The organism is Tamlana sp. s12 (assembly GCF_016767215.1).
Taxonomy (GTDB): domain Bacteria; phylum Bacteroidota; class Bacteroidia; order Flavobacteriales; family Flavobacteriaceae; genus Pseudotamlana; species Pseudotamlana agarivorans.
In genome coordinates, this window is record NZ_CP068547.1 from 89192 (window position 1) to 108221 (window position 19030).

General features: G+C 35.8%; 18 protein-coding genes. 14 read left to right on the forward strand and 4 right to left on the reverse strand.

Annotated elements, in window-relative coordinates:
- Positions 1 to 66: 66 nt before the first annotated feature.
- The 3 genes from JJL45_RS00375 to JJL45_RS00385 form a co-directional block, all read right to left on the reverse strand.
- Positions 67 to 441 (reverse strand): hypothetical protein, encoded by a 375-nt coding sequence (locus JJL45_RS00375; protein WP_068601526.1) that lies wholly within the window; start codon positions 439 to 441, stop codon positions 67 to 69.
- Between the two features lie 94 nt (positions 442 to 535).
- Positions 536 to 3037: a DUF5686 and carboxypeptidase-like regulatory domain-containing protein gene (locus JJL45_RS00380; RefSeq protein WP_068601523.1), complete on the reverse strand. Its 2502-nt coding sequence runs from the start codon at positions 3035 to 3037 to the stop codon at positions 536 to 538.
- A gap of 64 nt (positions 3038 to 3101) precedes the next feature.
- A complete protein-coding gene (locus JJL45_RS00385) occupies positions 3102 to 4079 on the reverse strand; it encodes a pyruvate dehydrogenase complex E1 component subunit beta (protein ID WP_067144794.1) in 978 nt (325 codons plus the stop codon).
- Positions 4080 to 4497: 418 nt separating this feature from the next.
- Between JJL45_RS00385 and JJL45_RS00390 the strand changes: the two genes are divergently transcribed.
- From JJL45_RS00390 to JJL45_RS00410, 5 genes are all read left to right on the forward strand, one after another.
- Positions 4498 to 5244 carry an electron transfer flavoprotein subunit beta/FixA family protein gene (locus JJL45_RS00390; protein ID WP_068601521.1) on the forward strand — a complete coding sequence of 249 codons (747 nt, stop codon included), beginning with the start codon at positions 4498 to 4500 and terminating at the stop codon, positions 5242 to 5244.
- A gap of 154 nt (positions 5245 to 5398) precedes the next feature.
- On the forward strand, positions 5399 to 6358 hold the full coding sequence (locus JJL45_RS00395) for an electron transfer flavoprotein subunit alpha/FixB family protein (protein WP_068601768.1): 960 nt from the start codon (positions 5399 to 5401) through the stop codon (positions 6356 to 6358).
- A 116-nt stretch (positions 6359 to 6474) separates the two neighbouring features.
- Positions 6475 to 7098, forward strand: a complete 624-nt coding sequence (locus JJL45_RS00400) for a bifunctional nuclease family protein (protein WP_067145570.1) — start codon at positions 6475 to 6477, stop codon at positions 7096 to 7098.
- A 16-nt stretch (positions 7099 to 7114) separates the two neighbouring features.
- Positions 7115 to 8641 (forward strand): NupC/NupG family nucleoside CNT transporter, encoded by a 1527-nt coding sequence (locus JJL45_RS00405; protein ID WP_068601520.1) that lies wholly within the window; start codon positions 7115 to 7117, stop codon positions 8639 to 8641.
- 188 nt (positions 8642 to 8829) lie between these two features.
- Positions 8830 to 9654: a thymidylate synthase gene (locus JJL45_RS00410; RefSeq protein WP_068601518.1), complete on the forward strand. Its 825-nt coding sequence runs from the start codon at positions 8830 to 8832 to the stop codon at positions 9652 to 9654.
- 146 nt (positions 9655 to 9800) lie between these two features.
- Here JJL45_RS00410 and JJL45_RS00415 read toward each other — a convergent pair whose 3' ends face one another.
- Positions 9801 to 10097 (reverse strand): isoamylase early set domain-containing protein, encoded by a 297-nt coding sequence (locus JJL45_RS00415; RefSeq protein WP_068601516.1) that lies wholly within the window; start codon positions 10095 to 10097, stop codon positions 9801 to 9803.
- Between the two features lie 302 nt (positions 10098 to 10399).
- On the opposite strand from JJL45_RS00415, the gene JJL45_RS00420 reads away from it, so the two are divergent.
- From JJL45_RS00420 to JJL45_RS00460, 9 genes are all read left to right on the forward strand, one after another.
- Entirely contained in the window at positions 10400 to 11320 is a 921-nt protein-coding gene (locus tag JJL45_RS00420; RefSeq protein ID WP_068601514.1) for a dihydrofolate reductase, read from the forward strand.
- A gap of 197 nt (positions 11321 to 11517) precedes the next feature.
- Positions 11518 to 11721 (forward strand): hypothetical protein, encoded by a 204-nt coding sequence (locus tag JJL45_RS00425; RefSeq protein WP_082935838.1) that lies wholly within the window; start codon positions 11518 to 11520, stop codon positions 11719 to 11721.
- 314 nt (positions 11722 to 12035) lie between these two features.
- Complete coding sequence (locus JJL45_RS00430; RefSeq protein ID WP_068601513.1) at positions 12036 to 12296, forward strand: hypothetical protein; 261 nt, start codon at positions 12036 to 12038, stop codon at positions 12294 to 12296.
- Between the two features lie 277 nt (positions 12297 to 12573).
- A complete protein-coding gene (locus JJL45_RS00435) occupies positions 12574 to 13791 on the forward strand; it encodes a leucine-rich repeat domain-containing protein (protein ID WP_068601511.1) in 1218 nt (405 codons plus the stop codon).
- A 153-nt stretch (positions 13792 to 13944) separates the two neighbouring features.
- Positions 13945 to 15501, forward strand: a complete 1557-nt coding sequence (locus JJL45_RS00440) for an NAD(P)/FAD-dependent oxidoreductase (protein WP_068601509.1) — start codon at positions 13945 to 13947, stop codon at positions 15499 to 15501.
- Positions 15502 to 15513: 12 nt separating this feature from the next.
- Positions 15514 to 16074, forward strand: a complete 561-nt coding sequence (locus JJL45_RS00445) for a sugar O-acetyltransferase (protein ID WP_068601507.1) — start codon at positions 15514 to 15516, stop codon at positions 16072 to 16074.
- 42 nt (positions 16075 to 16116) lie between these two features.
- Positions 16117 to 17004, forward strand: a complete 888-nt coding sequence (fabD, locus tag JJL45_RS00450) for an ACP S-malonyltransferase (protein ID WP_068601505.1) — start codon at positions 16117 to 16119, stop codon at positions 17002 to 17004.
- A 5-nt stretch (positions 17005 to 17009) separates the two neighbouring features.
- Positions 17010 to 17519, forward strand: a complete 510-nt coding sequence (lspA, locus tag JJL45_RS00455; RefSeq protein WP_068601504.1) for a signal peptidase II — start codon at positions 17010 to 17012, stop codon at positions 17517 to 17519.
- A 178-nt stretch (positions 17520 to 17697) separates the two neighbouring features.
- Positions 17698 to 18963, forward strand: a complete 1266-nt coding sequence (locus tag JJL45_RS00460) for an NAD(P)/FAD-dependent oxidoreductase (protein WP_068601502.1) — start codon at positions 17698 to 17700, stop codon at positions 18961 to 18963.
- Positions 18964 to 19030: the final 67 nt, after the last annotated feature.

Genomic DNA, 19030 nt, shown 5'->3' on the forward strand with positions numbered 1-19030 from the left:
ATCTCTTTTACCCCATAAAGACTAAATCTTATGGGTTTTAATAGACAATTAATGACTACTAAAGTTTCATAACCTATAAACCTGGAATAAGATATATCGCTTATTCGATACTTTTAGTGGAAGGATATTTGAAAAGAGTGGTGTCCCTTTTTCAAATGTGATAAATGCTATAAAGGCTTCAAACCATGTAGTAAAATCGTATTGAAGACTTGTTTTTTTACGAAGACTATTCTTGTATTCTTCAATTTCAATTTCATCAACTTTTATATCAAGAAGATGTGTTGATGAATGTGATTTTGAAAAAAGTTGTGATTCTTTTGAAAAAGTCTTTGAGGTAGATGCACTGGCCTCCTGTTGTCTTACCTCAGCAAACGAGGTACTCTGACCAACAAGTAAGAGTGCAAAAAGAAAAATGAAGTATTTAAAAAATGACTTTTTCATTACAGCGGTTAAAAGTATAGTAACTTAAATGCTTTAACAAGTAATTTATATTAAAAATTTATTAAACATACTGTTCTTAGAACTTAGCTCTATCTTAAAAACTAAATCCAAACGCGCCAGTAATACCAAATTGTCGGACATTCGGATTTTTAACTTCATCTAGATAATTGCCTCGGAAATTGAAGTCCAAACGGAAGACTTTAAAAATATTCCCGATACCGAAACTGTATTCATAATAAGGTATTTCAGACGGTGCTTGATACACTAATCCTGAAGCATTCAAGTCGATATTATCTTGGGAAATGCTTCCTATAACGGTTCTAAATCCTGCGATGGCTCTTAAATTTAATTTTTTAATTAAAGGAATTCTAGAAAACAGGCGGCCGTTAAAATTGTGTTCCACATGTACCGAAGTGTAGGCATCGGTTACAAATTCATAAAAATCAATTTGCGAGAAAGTATTATAAATCGAGAAATAACTCTGATTTCCTGGAATCACACTTAACAGACCGAGTGGTACGGTTCCAAAGGTTTTTCCCGCTTCAATGGTGGTGTAAAGTCTTCCAAAACCACCAACTTGCCAAGGTTGAACATAGCGAAATTGAAGTTTAGTATAATCAAAATTATCGTTGTGTCTACCTTTCACACCTTTGGTAATTAAAGCAAATATTTGCGCAAAATCGTCGTTCGCAGCTGTACGTTCCACCCCGAAACCCGTCATTTTTCGATTTGGAAAAAAAGACATTAATAATTCGGTTTCATATTGTTTAATTTCAGAAGAAATACCTGTTGGAGAATTGGGATCGTAATAATCTAAACTAAAGGTATCTGAAGCCGACTCCAAGGTTCTGTAACTCCCACCTAATCTCAACGTGAAATTTTTCGCAGGTTCAAGTTCGAAAGCTAAAGTGGTTAAATTGATATTGGTAAGTTTATCGTTGGTAGCGGTTGTAAATATTCCAGATGATGCAAAACTACGTCCCAGTACGTCAGTAGAATTGGTTAAACTCGCCCCTATTTGTTCGATATCACGACGGTTACCTCCTGAAATAATCAAACGCGTTTTTTTGTCTAACAGAACTTTTCCTGAAATACCATACTTAAACTTATCATCTCTAAACCCATAAGCCATAAAGCCTTCAATACGCCATAAATCGTTTCTGCCAAAATACGTACGACCACCAACACGGGTTCTAAACCCCTCAACTTCGTTATATCCAAACGATGAAAATACAGGTCCATAATCCAATGGCAGAGTATTAAACTCATAATAGCCAGAGGCCAAAACAGTACCAGCGCTATATAGGTTTTTAAATTTTTTAACCGTTTTTAAGGTATCGAGCATTTTGTAAACACCTTTTTCGTCCTTACTCAGCTGCTCCATGCGATTTTCATCCCAAAAGGCATCATCACGGTTATAAACATCCTTATCGTAGTAGTTTACTTCTTTCTCGTAAAATTTCTTATCCTTCACGATGTCGAACTCGTAATTATCAAAGAGCGTTGTACGCTTTCCGTAAAGTCCGCGAGACTTCTCCTTTTTACTCGGCGCAAAATCCGACATCATATAATCCCGTTTCACTAGGAATAACGAATCGTTAAGCACTTCAAACTCCTGCTCGATATAAATTTCTTTTACCCAGTTTATATTAGCACTTTTTGAAGCCTGCAGGTTTATTTCCTTGATAGCATACGTGGTATCGGCTACCCAAAAATCACCTTTAAAAGTGAGTTCATTTTTTCGCCTTGGGTAGTAAATAATATTATAACACCACTTATTATCAATATAAGCACTATCGGCTAAAACGTAGTTATAGGTATTAATCCCTGTTCTTGACAGCGGACTAACAAAACTTTTATCGAAAAATTTAAGGTAATTATCATACACATTGATATCAGCATACAAATCCTTTACAAAATCGATGAGACTCTGGTTATCACTAAATCCCGAGTTTTTATTCCCTTGAAGAATTTCTTTGTATTTCTTCAATACATTATCACCATATACTTTAGAAGCAGCTTCATTCACAAAAATGGGCAAATAGGTTTTTCCCGTGACTTTAGAAGTATCTACCTCTTCGAAAACAAACTCCATACCCTTAAATAATTTGCTTTTTATAAGCGCACTGTCTATGGTATTGATATCAAATTCGAGTTTTTCGTATTTGTTATATTGATATTGATTGAATTGTTTTAGGCCATTACTACGTTTATGCTCCCATATTTTGCGCAGTAAATCTATAGCGGGATTATTCTTTTTGGGCTGCTTTCCGGATACAATAAAAACTTCGTTTAACTGAGATGCAGCCTCTACTAGTGTGAATTTTAAATCGTAGTTTATTCTTTTTTCTAACTGGATTTTTAAAGTTTCATAACCGATAAAAGAAACGGTTACACCAGACCATGTTTCATCCGACTCTAAGTAAAAACGACCATCTTCATTGGTGATGGTTCCTTGAGTAGAACCACTGAAAATAACGTTTGCAAAGGCAATAGGCTCCTTATTTTCATCAAAAACATAACCACTAACTTTGGTTTGCGCATACACTGCGCAAAAACATGTAAAAAATAAAGCTAGAAAAAGTCTTATCCTCATAATAAAAAAAACTTCACCAACATAAAATGTTGATGAAGTTTATATTATTGTAATAAATTACAATTTATTTATACATCACCTTTTTTACCGCTTTGATTACCTCATCTTTGTTAGGCAACCATTCTTCCAATAATACTGGAGAATACGGTGCAGGTGTATCTGCTGTGTTTATTTTAACAACTGGAGCATCAAGATAATCGAAAGCTTCAGATTGTACTAAGTACGTAATTTCAGTAGCAACACTTCCAAAAGGCCATGCTTCTTCTAAAACAACTAATCTGTTTGTTTTCTTTACAGACTCTACAATCGCTTTTCTATCCATTGGACGTACCGTACGTAAGTCGATAATTTCACAAGAAATACCTTCTTTCTCTAATTCGTCGGCTGCTTTGTAAGCTTCTTTAATGATTTTACCAAAAGACACGATAGTAACATCGGTACCTTCACGCTTAATATCTGCAACACCTAAAGGAATGATGTACTCACCTTCTGGTACTTCACCTTTATCACCGTACATCTGCTCACTTTCCATGAAAATAACTGGATCTTCATCGCGAATAGATGCTTTTAATAAACCTTTTGCGTCGTAAGGGTTTGATGGCACAACCACTTTTAAACCTGGTGTATTTGCAAACCAGTTTTCAAAAGCTTGAGAGTGTGTCGCACCTAACTGACCAGCAGAGGCTGTAGGACCACGGAAAACTATCGGACAATTAAACTGCCCACCAGACATTTGTCTGATTTTAGCCGCGTTATTTATAATTTGATCAATTCCAACTAACGAAAAGTTAAAGGTCATATACTCTACAATAGGTCTGTTTCCAGTCATTGTAGATCCTATAGCAACACCAGCAAAACCAAGCTCTGCAATTGGTGTATCAATAACACGTTTGGCACCAAACTCGTCTAACATGCCTTTAGATGCTTTATAAGCACCATTGTACTCTGCTACCTCTTCACCCATTAAGTAAACGCTCTCATCTCTGCGCATTTCTTCGCTCATTGCTTCGCAAATAGCTTCTCTAAATTGAATTGTCTTCATTAAAGTTTATTTTTATTCGAGTAGCAAAAATAATAATTATTGCCCATACTATACTATAAAAAGCATATGTAAAATTCAGGAAAAATTATTTTTAGTAAAAAAACAGAAATAACTCACAATAAATAGGAATATATGAAAAGGCCAATCCCTTTTATTTTAATTTTAGATTATCCAATTATTAATCCCTTCAAATTTTGTATATCATTTTATCAATTCACAAAGTTTAACGGGCTTATTTTACCTATTTACTAGAGTGCCATATCAAATAATCAGAATAAAATAATTAACTTCGTATCCTGAATTTTTCAGACGATTTTACTTAAAACTTCTTAAGACGATACCTTAAATCACGATTTGTATGATTATACAGATAATTCGGGTATGACATTGAGATCTAATCATTATAAAATTTATACAAATGAAAATATTAGTGTGTATAAGTCATGTTCCAGACACTACTTCGAAGATTAACTTCACCGACGACAACACGAAATTTGATTCGACTGGTGTACAATTTGTAATTAATCCTAATGATGAGTTCGGCTTAACCCGTGCCATGTGGTTTAAGGAAAAACAGGGCGCTCAGGTTACCGTAGTGAATGTTGGTAATGCCGACACCGAGCCTACTTTACGTAAAGCCTTGGCTATTGGTGCCGATGAAGCCATCCGTGTGAACACTACAGCTACCGACGGTTTTTCAGTAGCTAAACAATTAGCACATGTAGCTAAAGAAGGAGCTTACGATTTAGTTATTGCAGGGAGAGAATCTATCGATTATAACGGTGGTATGGTTCCTGGAATGCTTGCCGGACTTACCGACGCTAATTTTGTAAATAACTGTATTGGATTAGAAGTTGAGGGTACTTCCGCGAAAGCGATAAGAGAAATAGACGGTGGTAAAGAAACCGTTTCTACGGCATTACCTTTAGTTATTGGTAGCCAAAAAGGTTTAGTGGAAGAAAGCGATTTACGCATACCGAACATGAGAGGGATTATGATGGCCAGAAAAAAGCCTTTAACTATAGTAGAACCCGTAAGCTCGGAGGCTGAAACTACCTCTGTAGCCTTCGAAAAACCAGCACCAAAAGGCGCGGTAACTTTAGTTTCCCCAGATAATTTAGACGAATTAGTAAACTTACTTCATAACGAAGCTAAGGTGATATAAACCTCCCCTAGTTCTTCTATATGAAGGTAAATGATTAGGAAGATGTTCGTTAAAACATCGAAATTATCATGAGATCCTGAAACAAATTCAGGAAAACAAAACAAAATTCATTAATGAAATTTTCGCTTTCGCGGAAATGAAAAAAAGTATATTTATGTCCGTTTTAGTATATACAGAATCAGAACAAGGCAAACTAAAAAAGGCTGCTTTCGAAGTGGCATCTTACGCTAAAGCCGTTGCCGATCAACTAGGAACAAGCGTTACAGCTATTGCTATTAACGCTAACGACACTGCCGAACTTGGTAAATATGGTGTCGATAAAGTGCTTCAAGTTAATCAATCGGAACTTGATAAATTTACAGCAAAAACTTATGCCGCTATCATTAAGCAGGCTGCAGAAAAAGAGGGCACTAAAGTAGTCGTTCTAAGTTCTAGCGCCGACAGCAAGTATTTAGCACCGTTATTAGCGGTTGGCTTGTCGGCAGGTTACGCTTCAAATGTTGTTGAAGTCCCTTCAAACACCAATCCATTTACTGTAAAACGTACCGCGTTTACTAATAAAGCTTTCGAATCCACTCAAATCAATACCGATGTAAAAATTATAGGTGTTTCTAATAATGCCTTCGGATTGGTTGAAAATAGTGCTAGTGCTTCCGCGGAAGACTTCTCGCCTGAATTACCAAGTGCTGGTGTTACTGTAGAGTCGGTAGATAAAGCGACAGACAAAGTTACTATTGCCGATGCTGAAATCGTGGTTTCTGGAGGAAGAGGATTGAAAGGTCCTGAAAACTGGGGTATGATTGAAGAATTAGCTGAAGTTTTAGGTGCTGCAACTGCTTGCTCGAAACCTGTTTCCGATTTAGGATGGCGCCCACATGGCGAACACGTTGGACAAACAGGAAAACCTGTTGCTTCTAATCTATATATTGCTATTGGTATCTCTGGAGCTATTCAGCATTTAGCTGGTGTTAGTGCTTCAAAAACTAAAGTGGTGATTAACACCGATCCTGAAGCACCTTTCTTTAAGGCTGCCGATTACGGTGTTGTAGGCGATGCCTTTGAAGTGGTTCCTGCCTTAATAGAAAAATTAAAAGCTTTTAAAGCTCAACAATAATTTATTTTTTATAAATTGTGTAGTCCTAAAGAACTGCTTAATTTAGCATTTTATACCAAATGGGTACGCTCGGTTGGTTAAGTTCTAAATTAAGCGGTTCTTTACGTTTTAAATATATGAGTTTAGTAAGATTAAATATAAAAGGAATTTCCTATAGCCAAACGCAAAATGGCGCATACGCATTAATATTAAATGAAGTTGACGGCGACCGCAAACTCCCTATCGTTATTGGTGCTTTTGAAGCGCAGTCTATCGCCATTGCTTTAGAAAAAGAAATTAGCCCGCCAAGACCCTTAACACACGATTTATTTAAAAATTTTGCCGACCGATTTGATGTGGTGGTTAAACAAGTGATTATACACAAACTTGTTGATGGCGTTTTTTATTCTAGCTTAATTTGTGAGCGCGACAAAATTGAAGAAATCATAGATGCCAGAACCAGTGATGCTATCGCTTTGGCTCTACGCTTTCAAGCACCTATTTTCACTTATAAAAACATTCTTGATAAAGCGGGAATCTACTTAAAAGTAAATCCTAAAAAAGAAGATGAAGATCAAGAAGACAGTGTTATTTTAGATGAACTTGTCGCCAATGAAATGGAACCTAATCCTAATGAGCAACGCGAAACCTATAAAGGTAAAACCATAGAGGAACTTCAAAAATTATTAGAAGAAGCTGTTGCTACAGAGGACTATGAGAAAGCAGCTCATATTCGAGATGAAATTTCCAAACGTGAGTAATCCTTATTTTTAGACTATGAAAAAGTTGTTTTTGTGTATTGTCGCCATCTGTTTATTTACGTCGTCACAAGGGTTTTCCCAAGAAACACAAAACAACATTGTTACTGATTCCGTACAACATAGTATTGCTATAGATTCTACACGTACTCTTGTAGAGCATATCAATGAAGAAATTGGACAAACAAGTACCCCCGAAGCCACAGAATCTAGTGTAAATAGCGCTATTCATCCAAGTCAAGGTTTTTCCATGAACAGCTTATGGCGTGGTATCCTAGGCATGATTTCACTTATTGTTATTGCTTTTTTATTCAGCAGTAACCGTAAGGCCATCAATTGGAAAACTGTTGGTATCGGTTTAGCATTTCAACTTATTATCGCTATTGGCGTATTAAAAGTGCCTTTCATTCAAAACATCTTTAAATATCTAGGAAAGGCTTTTAATAAAATTCTCACTTTTACCGAAGCTGGTACCGAATTCTTGTTCAAATCATTTATATCTGGCACCATTGAAAGTCCGCTTATAAATTTTGCGGTCACCATATTACCTACTATTATATTCTTTTCTGCCCTAACCTCGGTGCTATTCTACCTTGGAGTCATACAAAAAGTAGTAAAGGCCATGGCTTGGTTACTTACCAAACTATTAGGTATTTCGGGAGCAGAAAGTTTAAGTGTTGCAGGTAATATCTTTTTAGGTCAAACCGAAGCGCCTTTAATGATAAAAGCTTACCTGGAAAAGATGAATAAATCGGAAATTCTTCTGGTAATGATAGGTGGCATGGCTACGGTTGCCGGTGGTGTGCTTGCAGCTTATATTCAGTTTTTAGGTGGTGATGATATGCAACTACGTGAGTTTTTCGCCAAACATTTACTTGCCGCATCGGTTATGGCAGCACCTGGCGCTATAGTTATTTCTAAAATATTATATCCACAAACTGAAGCTATTGAAACGGATGTCATGGTTTCTAAACAAAAAATTGGCGACAATATTCTTGATTCTATCGCGATTGGAACAACCGAAGGTTTTAAACTTGCAGTCAATGTGGCGGCCATGCTTTTAGTTTTTGTAGCCTTTATTGCCATGATAAATTATGGCCTTTTAAAAATTGGTAGCCTTGGTAATTTTAACTTGTGGGTTAGTGAAAACTCACCATACGAAGCCTTGTCACTTGAAGCCATTTTAGGAACTGTTTTCTCTCCACTAATGTGGCTCATAGGGGTCGCTAAAGAAGACATTATGATGATGGGACAATTGCTAGGCATTAAGTTAGCAGCAAGTGAATTTGTAGGCTACATACAACTTAGTGAATTAAAAAATACAGCAAACGCGATCCATCTTAATTACGAAAAATCGGTGATCATGGCTACGTACATGCTTTGTGGTTTTGCAAATTTTGCTTCTATCGGCATCCAAATTGGAGGCATCGGTTCCTTAGCTCCTGGGCAACGTAAAACCCTATCTCAATTTGGCATGAAAGCTTTAATTGGTGGTACTATCGCTTCTTTAATTTCGGCTACTATTGCAGGGATGATTATTGGGTAACTACTTCATGCAAAAGCAGAAAAGGCCTTCATCCACATCAAAAATCCATAGCCCCAGGTAACTTTTAACACCTAAAGTATCTAAAACCCATTATAAAAAAATTTAATTACTTAAATTCGCAGACGAGATAAAAGCAAATCACTTTTCAAATTTCAACTTTAAAACCACCTGATTCCCAGGGCTGCATTATGAAGCAATATCACGATTTAGTTAAGCACGTTTTAGAACACGGAAACTTAAAAGAAGACCGCACAGGAACGGGAACAAAAAGTGTGTTTGGTTACCAAATGCGATTCGATTTAAGCGAAGGTTTCCCTATGGTTACAACCAAAAAGCTACACTTAAAATCGATTATTTATGAGTTGCTTTGGTTTTTAAAGGGCGATACTAATATCAATTACCTTACGGAAAACAGTGTTAGAATTTGGAATGAATGGGCTGATGAAAATGGTGATTTAGGTCCTGTTTACGGACACCAATGGCGTAACTGGAACAGTGATGAAATAGACCAAATTAAAGAGGTGATTAGTAGTTTAAAAAACAATCCTGATAGTCGACGTATGCTCGTTTCGGCCTGGAATCCTTCAGTTTTACCAGATACTTCAAAATCTTTTAGCGAAAATGTCGCAAACGGAAAAGCAGCACTTCCACCGTGTCATGCTTTTTTTCAGTTTTATGTGGCCAACGGAAAGCTATCTTGCCAACTCTACCAACGTAGTGCCGATATATTTTTAGGCGTGCCTTTTAACATTGCATCGTACGCATTATTCACCATGATGATGGCACAAGTTTGCGGTTACCAAGCTGGAGAATTTATCCACACCTTTGGTGATGCCCATATTTACAACAATCATTTTGAACAGTTAAAACTGCAATTATCACGAGAGCCAAGGCCGCTTCCTACCATGAAAATTAATCCGGAGGTCAAGGATATTTTCGACTTCAAGTTTGAAGACTTTACGCTTGAAAATTACGATCCGCATCCACACATTAAAGGTCAGGTCGCGATATAATTGTAAACCAACCTAAAGAGGCGCTCATTAAATATATTTGTCAGCTTGAACCTGTCGAATCTCATTAGGCACCTAGGTATATCACGAGATTTCGACAGTTCCAGTACGACACACCATTTACCGGTTTAATAGTCTTTTATTATATCTTACAAATTTAAAACGCTGTTTTCCGCACCTGCATAATCATTCCATGCATAGGCGTCAGCTTCGGTATCATTTACATAAACACCATCAACCAGATATTTAAACTCATACGAGTTTCCTGCATCCAAGTCGACAGTCCCTTTAAAAGTTCCATTTTTAAGCTTTTTTAAGACTGCTTTTTTCTCATTCCAGTCGTTAAAAGTTCCTACAACAGAAACTTTTTTTGCTGCTTCTGCCTCAAGCGCAAAAGTTACTTTACATACTGGTTTTGTTTTTAAATATTGTTTTTTGATAGCCATAATTAAAATTTTCTGTGTTGTTATAGCTACTAATTTATAAAGATTTTAGCACAAAAATTGATTTAGATATCTCATAGTGAAAGAATTATCATTTTAATAATTTCGGTTCAAAAAAAATAATACTTACTAAATATTTCAATCATAAATTTATCGTATTACCAACAGCTATAGCAGGTTAAAACTTTATTTTCAATAACTATTATTCCTTCAAATATTAAAACAAATTAGAAATAGTCATTATTAATTAAACATTTTAAACTCAATAAAAAAGCACTAACTTTACGGTTATTATTTTTATAATTATGTTCGGCAAAAAGAAATCCATACCAGAAATAGACAAAGAGCAATTAGAACTTATTAAAAATGCTCAAAAACGTATTAAACAAAAAAAGAGACTGTATTTCCACTTTGTTTTATTTTTAATTGGTAGTGCCTTTTTAATTCTTGCCAATACGGTATTGGGTATGGGTACCGAATTAACTCAAATACTGGGTGCCGAATGGTTTGTTTTTGCGATTCTTATATGGTCATTTATTTTTGTTTATCATGCGTTTAATGTGTATGTCACTCATAGATTTATGGGTAAGGACTGGGAACAAAAGCAATTAGCTAAGTTAGTTGACAAACAGAAAAAGCGTATTGAACAACTTCAGGCGGGATTACCTAAAGAAGAGGTTATAAAGAAAACCCCAGTGACTAAAGCAGCTATCGCACCAACAACCACGACTCCAAACCAAGAGCTTACTATTATTGTCGCTGCCGCGGAAAATAACGCTATAGGAAAAGACAACACATTAATCTGGCATTTAAGTGACGACTTAAAACGTTTCAAAAATTTAACGAGCGGGCATCATATCATTATGGGGCGTAAAACGTTTGAAAGCTTCCCAAAACCACTACCAAATCGTACACACGTTGTGATTAGCAGACAACAAGATTACGAGGTACCAGAAGGTGTTATTGTGATGAACAGTCTTCAAGAGGCTATTGATTTTTGTAAAAACGACCCACAACCTTACATTATTGGTGGTGGCCAAATTTATAAACAAGCTTTAGATTTAGCCGATAAAATTGAATTGACCCGCGTCCATGAAAACTTTGAAGCTGACACCTTTTTCCCTGAAATTGATAAAAAGATTTGGAAAGAAACCGAACACAAGTTCCACCCGACCGATGATAAAAATGAATATGAATTTTCGTTTATCACTTACGTTAGAAAATAATAACCTTAAACACTTTGGAAATAGATAAAACAGAAACTTCATTGCAAAAATTCAATTATAAATTCGAGAGAAAGCACGATAAGCTTATAGTTGAATCTGATTTTTCATTAAGAGTTATTGCCGACTTTTCTAACCCTAATAAAATTATATTATCCGATCGCTTAGTAGGTTGAAATTTCTTGAAAGGACTTATAGAAATGAGCCTTAAAACTGCCATGATTTACAATTTTATTGGCGGACTTATTCTTGTACTATTTTATATCTACATGCCTACTGTTTTTAATCATTTAACAACAAACATCCTTTGTATAGGCATCCTCTTCTGGATTTTAATTTGGACTGTGTATTATTTGATAATAGCAGAAGGTATTAAACGCACATTAACAGTTTGGAACAAATAATAATTTACCGGATTACTACTTAATATGACGAAGTTATAAATGCCCCACTAAACCTAAATAAGCTTGCAAACCTTAATGATATTCAAAATAGCGAATAACCCCTTATAAGCAGCTATAAAAATCACTCATTCATACCTGATTTCTCAAAAAAAACATTAAAAAAACATATAAGTCCTATTTTTTTTAGAATAAAATTGTATTTTTCTGAACTGGTTAACCAATTTCACATTAAACTATAATTGGTATAACTCACTTAATTTCTTAATAAAGACCTTAAATAAGCTCAAATTATAGAAAAAAAATACTCAAACAAAATGTCTAAAAAACTGGTAAACTGTAGTGAGGTCATGACGTCTTCACCTACAGGATATTTAAAATTTCCACAAGCTTACGAATTCTCCTCTGGTTACCGATATGGTGAAGCAAATACTACTGAGCCTTATGCTTATCTTAGCATGAAAGCAGCGTACTTAAAAGGTTTTCCAGACAATATACCCAAAAAAAGAATCACTCAATTTTCGCATAAATATTGGTTAAGTACCAAACAAATTATTTGTGCTAATATAAATTCATGAAAAAGCATCACCAATTTGAACAAGGTAATCCTTCTGTAGCCAGAAAAAACTAATAGCTAGCATTTCACCCTAAAAAAGGTGAGTAATACAATTTATTCTCATGATAACCAGCATAAAAACCATCGAAATAAGCATCCTTAAAAAAAATTACAACTTCTAAAAAACCAATAAAACAGAAATTTTTATAACCATCTTTTTTAAAAGTCTATAAAACGATTTTTATCACCACAAAAGATATTTTTTTAACCACCTAAACTAAATTTTAAACTTTATTATTATGAAAACAAAACTAACTTTATTAATTGCTTTTTTAAGCCTAAATGCGGTCTGGGCACAAGATTTTACTGCTGGCAGTATTAATTATAATATTACTTCAGGTACTACCGTAGAAGTTGCAAAAAATGACGTAACCATCTCCGGCGACATTACAGTACCAGAAAAAGTAACAGACCCTAATTCAAGTATTGAATATACCGTAACAGCGCTTGCAGAGGAAGCATTTAGACAGTGTAATTTAGTAACCAACATCACACTTCCTGCTAGTATTACAGCTATTGGAGACAAAGCCTTTTATTTATGTGAAATATTAGAAACTGTTAATATTCCAGATGGCATCACTGAAATTGGACCTCATACATTTTATAAATGTTACCAACTTACCGGAGTAACCTTTCCTAGTAGTGTAACTGCAATTGGAGAAAACGCTTTTGACCAGTGTTATTTATTGGAAAGTGTTAACATCCCTGATGGTGTCACTGAGATAGGGAATAAAATGTTTTATAAATGTTATGCTTTAAAAAGCATCACGATTCCAGATTCTGTAACCGCTATTGCTGATGAGGCTTTTTACCAATGTAAAGCTTTAGAAAGCATCACAATTCCAGATTCTGTAGCCTCTATTGGGGAAAAAGCATTTCAGGAATGTGTTTTAGCAACCGCCATTAATATTCCTGATGGTATCACTACAATTGGGTATAGAACATTTTATAAATGTTATGTATTAAAAAGTATAACAATTCCAGATTCTGTAACCGCTATTGGCGATGAAGCTTTTCTTCAAAGTGAAGACTTAACCGATGTTATCGTAAAAGCTGCAGATCCTACAACGATAACCTTAGGAGCCACCATCTTTAGTACAGCAACTACAGATACAGCAACTTTAACTGTGCCTAATGGCAGTCTAACGGCATACAGCACTGCATCACAATGGGCAGATTTTGTAAATATGCAAGAAGACTCTACTTTAAGTAGCCCTAATGATTTATCTATAGCTTCTTTTAGCGTGTATCCAAACCCATCAAACGGCACATTTACCTTAGACTTGGCAGGTATTACGCCTACTAACATTCAGGTTTACGATATGCATGGTCGTTCGGTAAAAACTTTACCAAATTACAGTAAGCAAATTCTAAATTTAAATATTACAAGTGGTATTTATATTTTAAATATCGAATCTACTCAAGGTGTAAAACAATTAAAAATTGTAGTGGAGTAATAAATTAAATCATACAATTAACTTAAAAACTAAAGTCCTGTGAATTTTACTATTCATAGGACTTTTTTCGATTTGGGATATATCAATTAAAAACAAAACAGATGATGCATATCATTTATTTAAACTCAAAACAATTTTCATTAATTTCGCAGTATGGTAAAAGAAATTCAACTTCGTATCACGCTAGCAGAGGAAGAGCGTAGCGATATTCTAGTGTTAAAATCGGCCGTAAAGCTTGATATAGACAGAGAAGACATTACTGGCGTAAAAGTGTTACGAAAATCCATTGATGCTCGAAAACCAAAGATCATTTTCAATTATAAAGTGGCGGTATATATTCGCGAAGCGTTACCTAAAACCTCCGAATATCAGTTTGACTACAAAGATGTTTCAAAAGCCAAATCGGTTCATATTATTGGATTTGGTCCAGCAGGCATGTATGCAGCTTTACGCTGTATAGAGCTTGGCATGAAACCTATTGTATTAGAACGCGGTAAAAATGTACAAGATCGTCGTAGAGATTTAAGAGTTATAAATCAGGAGCACTTTGTAAATGAAGATTCCAATTATTGTTTTGGTGAAGGTGGAGCAGGAACTTACAGCGACGGTAAACTATACACCCGAAGTTTAAAGCGTGGCGATGTGAGGCGTATTTTTGAAAACCTTGTGTATCATGGCGCCACCGATCAAATTTTAATTGATGCACATCCACATATTGGCACCAATAAATTACCTAAAGTGGTTCAAAACATTCGTGAAACCATTCTTAAATATGGTGGAGAAATTCATTTTGAAACTCGAGTAACAGATTTCAAAATAAAAAATAATAGCATCCATGCCGTTCAACTTCAAAACGGCGAAGAACTAGCGGTTGAAAAAGTCATCTTAGCAACGGGACATTCAGCACGAGATATCTTTTATTTACTACATGATAAATCCATCGCATTAGAAGCCAAATCATTTGCAATGGGTGTTCGCGTAGAGCATCCTCAACATATTATTGATTCTATTCAATACCACTGCTCTGGAGAACGAAGTGAATTACTTCCCGCAGCTTCTTACGGTTTAGTACAACAGGTAAACAACCGAGGAGTATATTCATTCTGCATGTGTCCTGGCGGATTTATTGTTCCTGCTGCCACAGCCAATGGTGAGGTGGTTGTAAACGGTATGTCGCCGTCAAAACGGAATAATTTATATGCCAATTCGGGTATTGTTGTTGAAATTAATGTAGACACAGATTTACCTAAGTATGAAAAATTCGGCGTATTAAAAGGCCTAGAATACCAGAAAAACTTAGAGCGATTAGCATTTACGGCAGGCGGAAGAAGTCAGGTCGCTCCAGCACAACGTTTAACCGATTTCGTGGAAGGCAAGTTTTCAAACAGTTTGAATGACTGCTCTTATCAACCCGGATTAAATTCGGCGCCGCTTCACTCCTTACTTCCAAAATTTATTGGTGGGAGATTACGAAAAGGTTTTGAGGCCTTCGGACAAAAAATGAAAGGTTATTATACTGAAGAAGCCAATATTGTTGGGGTAGAATCTAGAACTTCATCGCCAGTTTCCATTCCTAGAACCGATCATTTAGCACATCCACAAATCACCAATTTATATCCTTGTGGCGAAGGTGGTGGTTATGCTGGAGGTATTGTTTCAGCAGCCATGGATGGTGAACGCTGCGCTGAAGCTGCTATCGCTACTTTCTAAACAAAAATAGCTATGACTGAAAAAGATAAAATGTTAGCTGGAGCCATGTACAGCCCTTCCGATCCCGAATTGGCCAAAGCACGACATTTGGTACGTTTGTTATTTCATAAATTCAATAGTTTAAGCGAATTAGACCTAGAAGAACGTCAGGCCACCTTATATAAAATCCTACCCAACGCCGGAGAAAACCTGTTTATTGAACCACCTTTTCACTGCGATTATGGAAGTAATATCAAAGCAGGGAAAAATCTATTTATGAACTTTAACTGCTGTATTTTAGATGTCGCTGAAGTTTCCATTGGCGATAATTGCATGTTTGGGCCACATGTACAAATATACACCGCTACACATCCTTTAGAATTTAAAGCTAGAAACAGCGGCAAAGAATACGCTAAACCGATCACCATTGGCGATAATGTATGGATCGGTGGCAACGCTACCATTTGCCCAGGCGTAACTTTAGGTAATAATGTTGTTGTTGGCTCTGGAGCCGTGGTGACTAAGAGTTTTCCTGATGATGTTGTGGTTGCTGGAAATCCTGCTAAAATTATTAAAAGCATAGATAACGACTAAATTTATAATGCTTATTTTTGCAGCTCTAAAAAATTAAAAACAATGAATGCATATATTTTTCCTGGTCAAGGCGCACAGTTTACTGGAATGGGTTTAGATCTTTATGAAAACTCTGCCTTAGCACAAGAATTATTTGAAAAAGCCAATGATATTTTAGGTTTTAAAATTACAGACACCATGTTTGAAGGTTCTGCTGAAGACTTGAAGGAAACCAAAGTAACTCAGCCTGCTATCTTTTTACATTCAGTGATATTAGCAAAAACATTAGGAGATAGTTTTAAACCAGATATGGTTGCAGGACATTCTTTAGGAGAGTTTTCAGCCTTAGTTGCAAATGGTGCTTTAACTTTTGAGGACGGATTAAAACTTGTATCTCAACGTGCTTTAGCCATGCAAAAAGCTTGTGAATTACAACCAAGTACTATGGCTGCTGTTTTAGGTTTAGAAGATAACCTGGTTGAAAATATTTGTAAGCAAACCGATGGTGTTGTAGTTGCAGCTAACTACAACTGCCCTGGGCAATTAGTGATTTCAGGTGAAATTGAAGCTATCAATAAAGCTTGTGAAGCCTTAAAAGATGCTGGAGCAAGACGTGCTTTAGTACTACCTGTTGGTGGTGCTTTTCATTCACCACTTATGGAACCTGCACGCGAAGAACTTGCCGCAGCTATAGAAAACACAACTTTCAGCAAACCAAACTGCCCTATTTATCAGAATGTAACAGCAAACGCTGTAAGCGATGAAGCCGCTATAAAAGCAAACTTAATTTCTCAGTTAACAGCTCCTGTACGTTGGACGCAGTCTGTTGAGCAAATGATTGCCGATGGTGCCACTTTATTTACTGAGGTTGGTCCTGGAAAAGTTTTACAAGGTTTGGTTAAAAAGATTAATAGAGCTTCTGAAACTGTTTCGGCTACTTTTGAAAATTAATTTAGATGAAAATTACTAAACGTTCCATCTACATTTTTTTGGTTATTTTTCTAACCATTGCTGCCGATCAAATTTCAAAAGTGATTGTTAGAGCAACCATAGTTGGTAGAACCGATACACAGCCTGGCGAACGCATTCCTATTATTGGAGACTATTTCACTCTTATGAATGTGGAAAACACAGGCGCCTTTTTAGGCATGGGAAGCGATTTGAATCCAACCCTTCGTATCATTCTTTTATTAATACTACCTATTGTTGTATTAGGTCTTGTTTTAAGTCACATTTTAAAAGACAAAACACTAGATAATTGGTCGCTTTTTGCATTTTCCAGTATTATTGGTGGTGGTATCGCCAATGTTTACGATAGAATTGTATATGGCTCAGTAACTGATTTTTTGTTTATAGACTTGGGTGGCGTTTTTAAAACGGGCATCTTTAATTTAGCCGATATGTCGGTGAGTGCTGGTATGATAATTTTACTATTAATGAGTTTTAAAAAGCAGAAATCGGCTTAAAAACACAGCATATATAAAATTTGTAAACGGACTAAAAATCAACTTTTTTTAGTCCGTTTTTGTATTTATAAAACGCTAGAATCTAACAAATTTTATCAACTCCTCTCTTATATTTCATAAAAAACACACGTATCTTTGTAACAACTAAACATTGTTACACAACTACCAAAATTGTTCTATGAAAAAAGAAAAAACCATTATTATTGTTGGTGGAGGCTTTGCTGGTTTACAACTGGTCGATCAACTAAAAAATCAAAGTCATTTTAAAGTCATTTTAGTCGATTTAAACAATTACAACTTCTTTCCGCCACTTTTATACCAAGTTGCTGCAGGATTTATGGAACCTTCGGCTATTAGCTACCCCTACCGAAAAATATTACGAAACAAAAACGTAGGTTTCCGAATGGGCGAACTGCAAGAGGTTATCCCTGAAGTAAACAAAATCATTTTAAGCAACGGTGAATTGCACTACGACATTTTAGTCATGTCTACAGGTGCTGAAACCAATTTTTTTGGCAATGAAAATATTGCCAAACTTAGCTTACCCATGAAAACCATTTCGGATGCTCTCGCGCTTCGAAATTTAATTTTTACACGACTCGAACGCGCAACACGTATTAGCGACCCCAACAGAAGAAAAGCCTTATTATCTTTTGTTATTGCCGGAGCGGGCCCTACAGGCGTAGAACTTTCAGGGTTATTTTCTGAAATGCGTGCTCATATTTTAGCGAAGGACTACCCCGAATTAGACACCTCCGATCTTGGTGACATTTATTTAATTGATGGGCAAGATGCTGTATTGGCTGCCATGTCTAAAAAAACACAAGAATACACCTATGATAAGTTAAAAGACTACGGCATCAATATTAAACTAAACACCTTTGTTAATGACTTTAAAGATGATGTGGTTTACCTTTCTGATGGTACAGAAATTCATTCTAGAAATTTAATTTGGGCCGCGGGAATTTCAGCAAGAACCTTTAAAGGATTTAAGGAAGCATCTTATGGCCGCGGGAAACGTTTAAAAACAAACGGTCATAATTTAGTGGAAGGCTACAATAATATTTATGCGATTGGAGACGGATCTATAGTTATGGATGACGAAAAATATCCTGATGGGCATCCACAATTGGCACAAGTAGCCATTCAACAAGCGCTTAATTTAGGAAGAAACCTATTATCTAACGATTGGAAAGCCTTTAGTTATAACGACAAAGGATCCATGGCTATTATTGGCACCAACAAAGCAGTTACCGATGGTCCTAACCAAAAATTCTTCCTAAAAGGATTTATAGCCTGGTGGGTTTGGATTTTTGTACACATCATGTCTTTAGTTAATTTTAGAAATAGAATGCGTGCCTTTTACGATTGGATGGGCTACTACATCAACAAAGACCAATCTTTTAGAATGATTATTCGTCCGAAGGAAAAGAGTCAGAAATAGATATAAAAAAAGCATTAAAACTTCAACTTGAGGTTTTAATGCTTTTTTAATTTTAGTAAAAACGGAA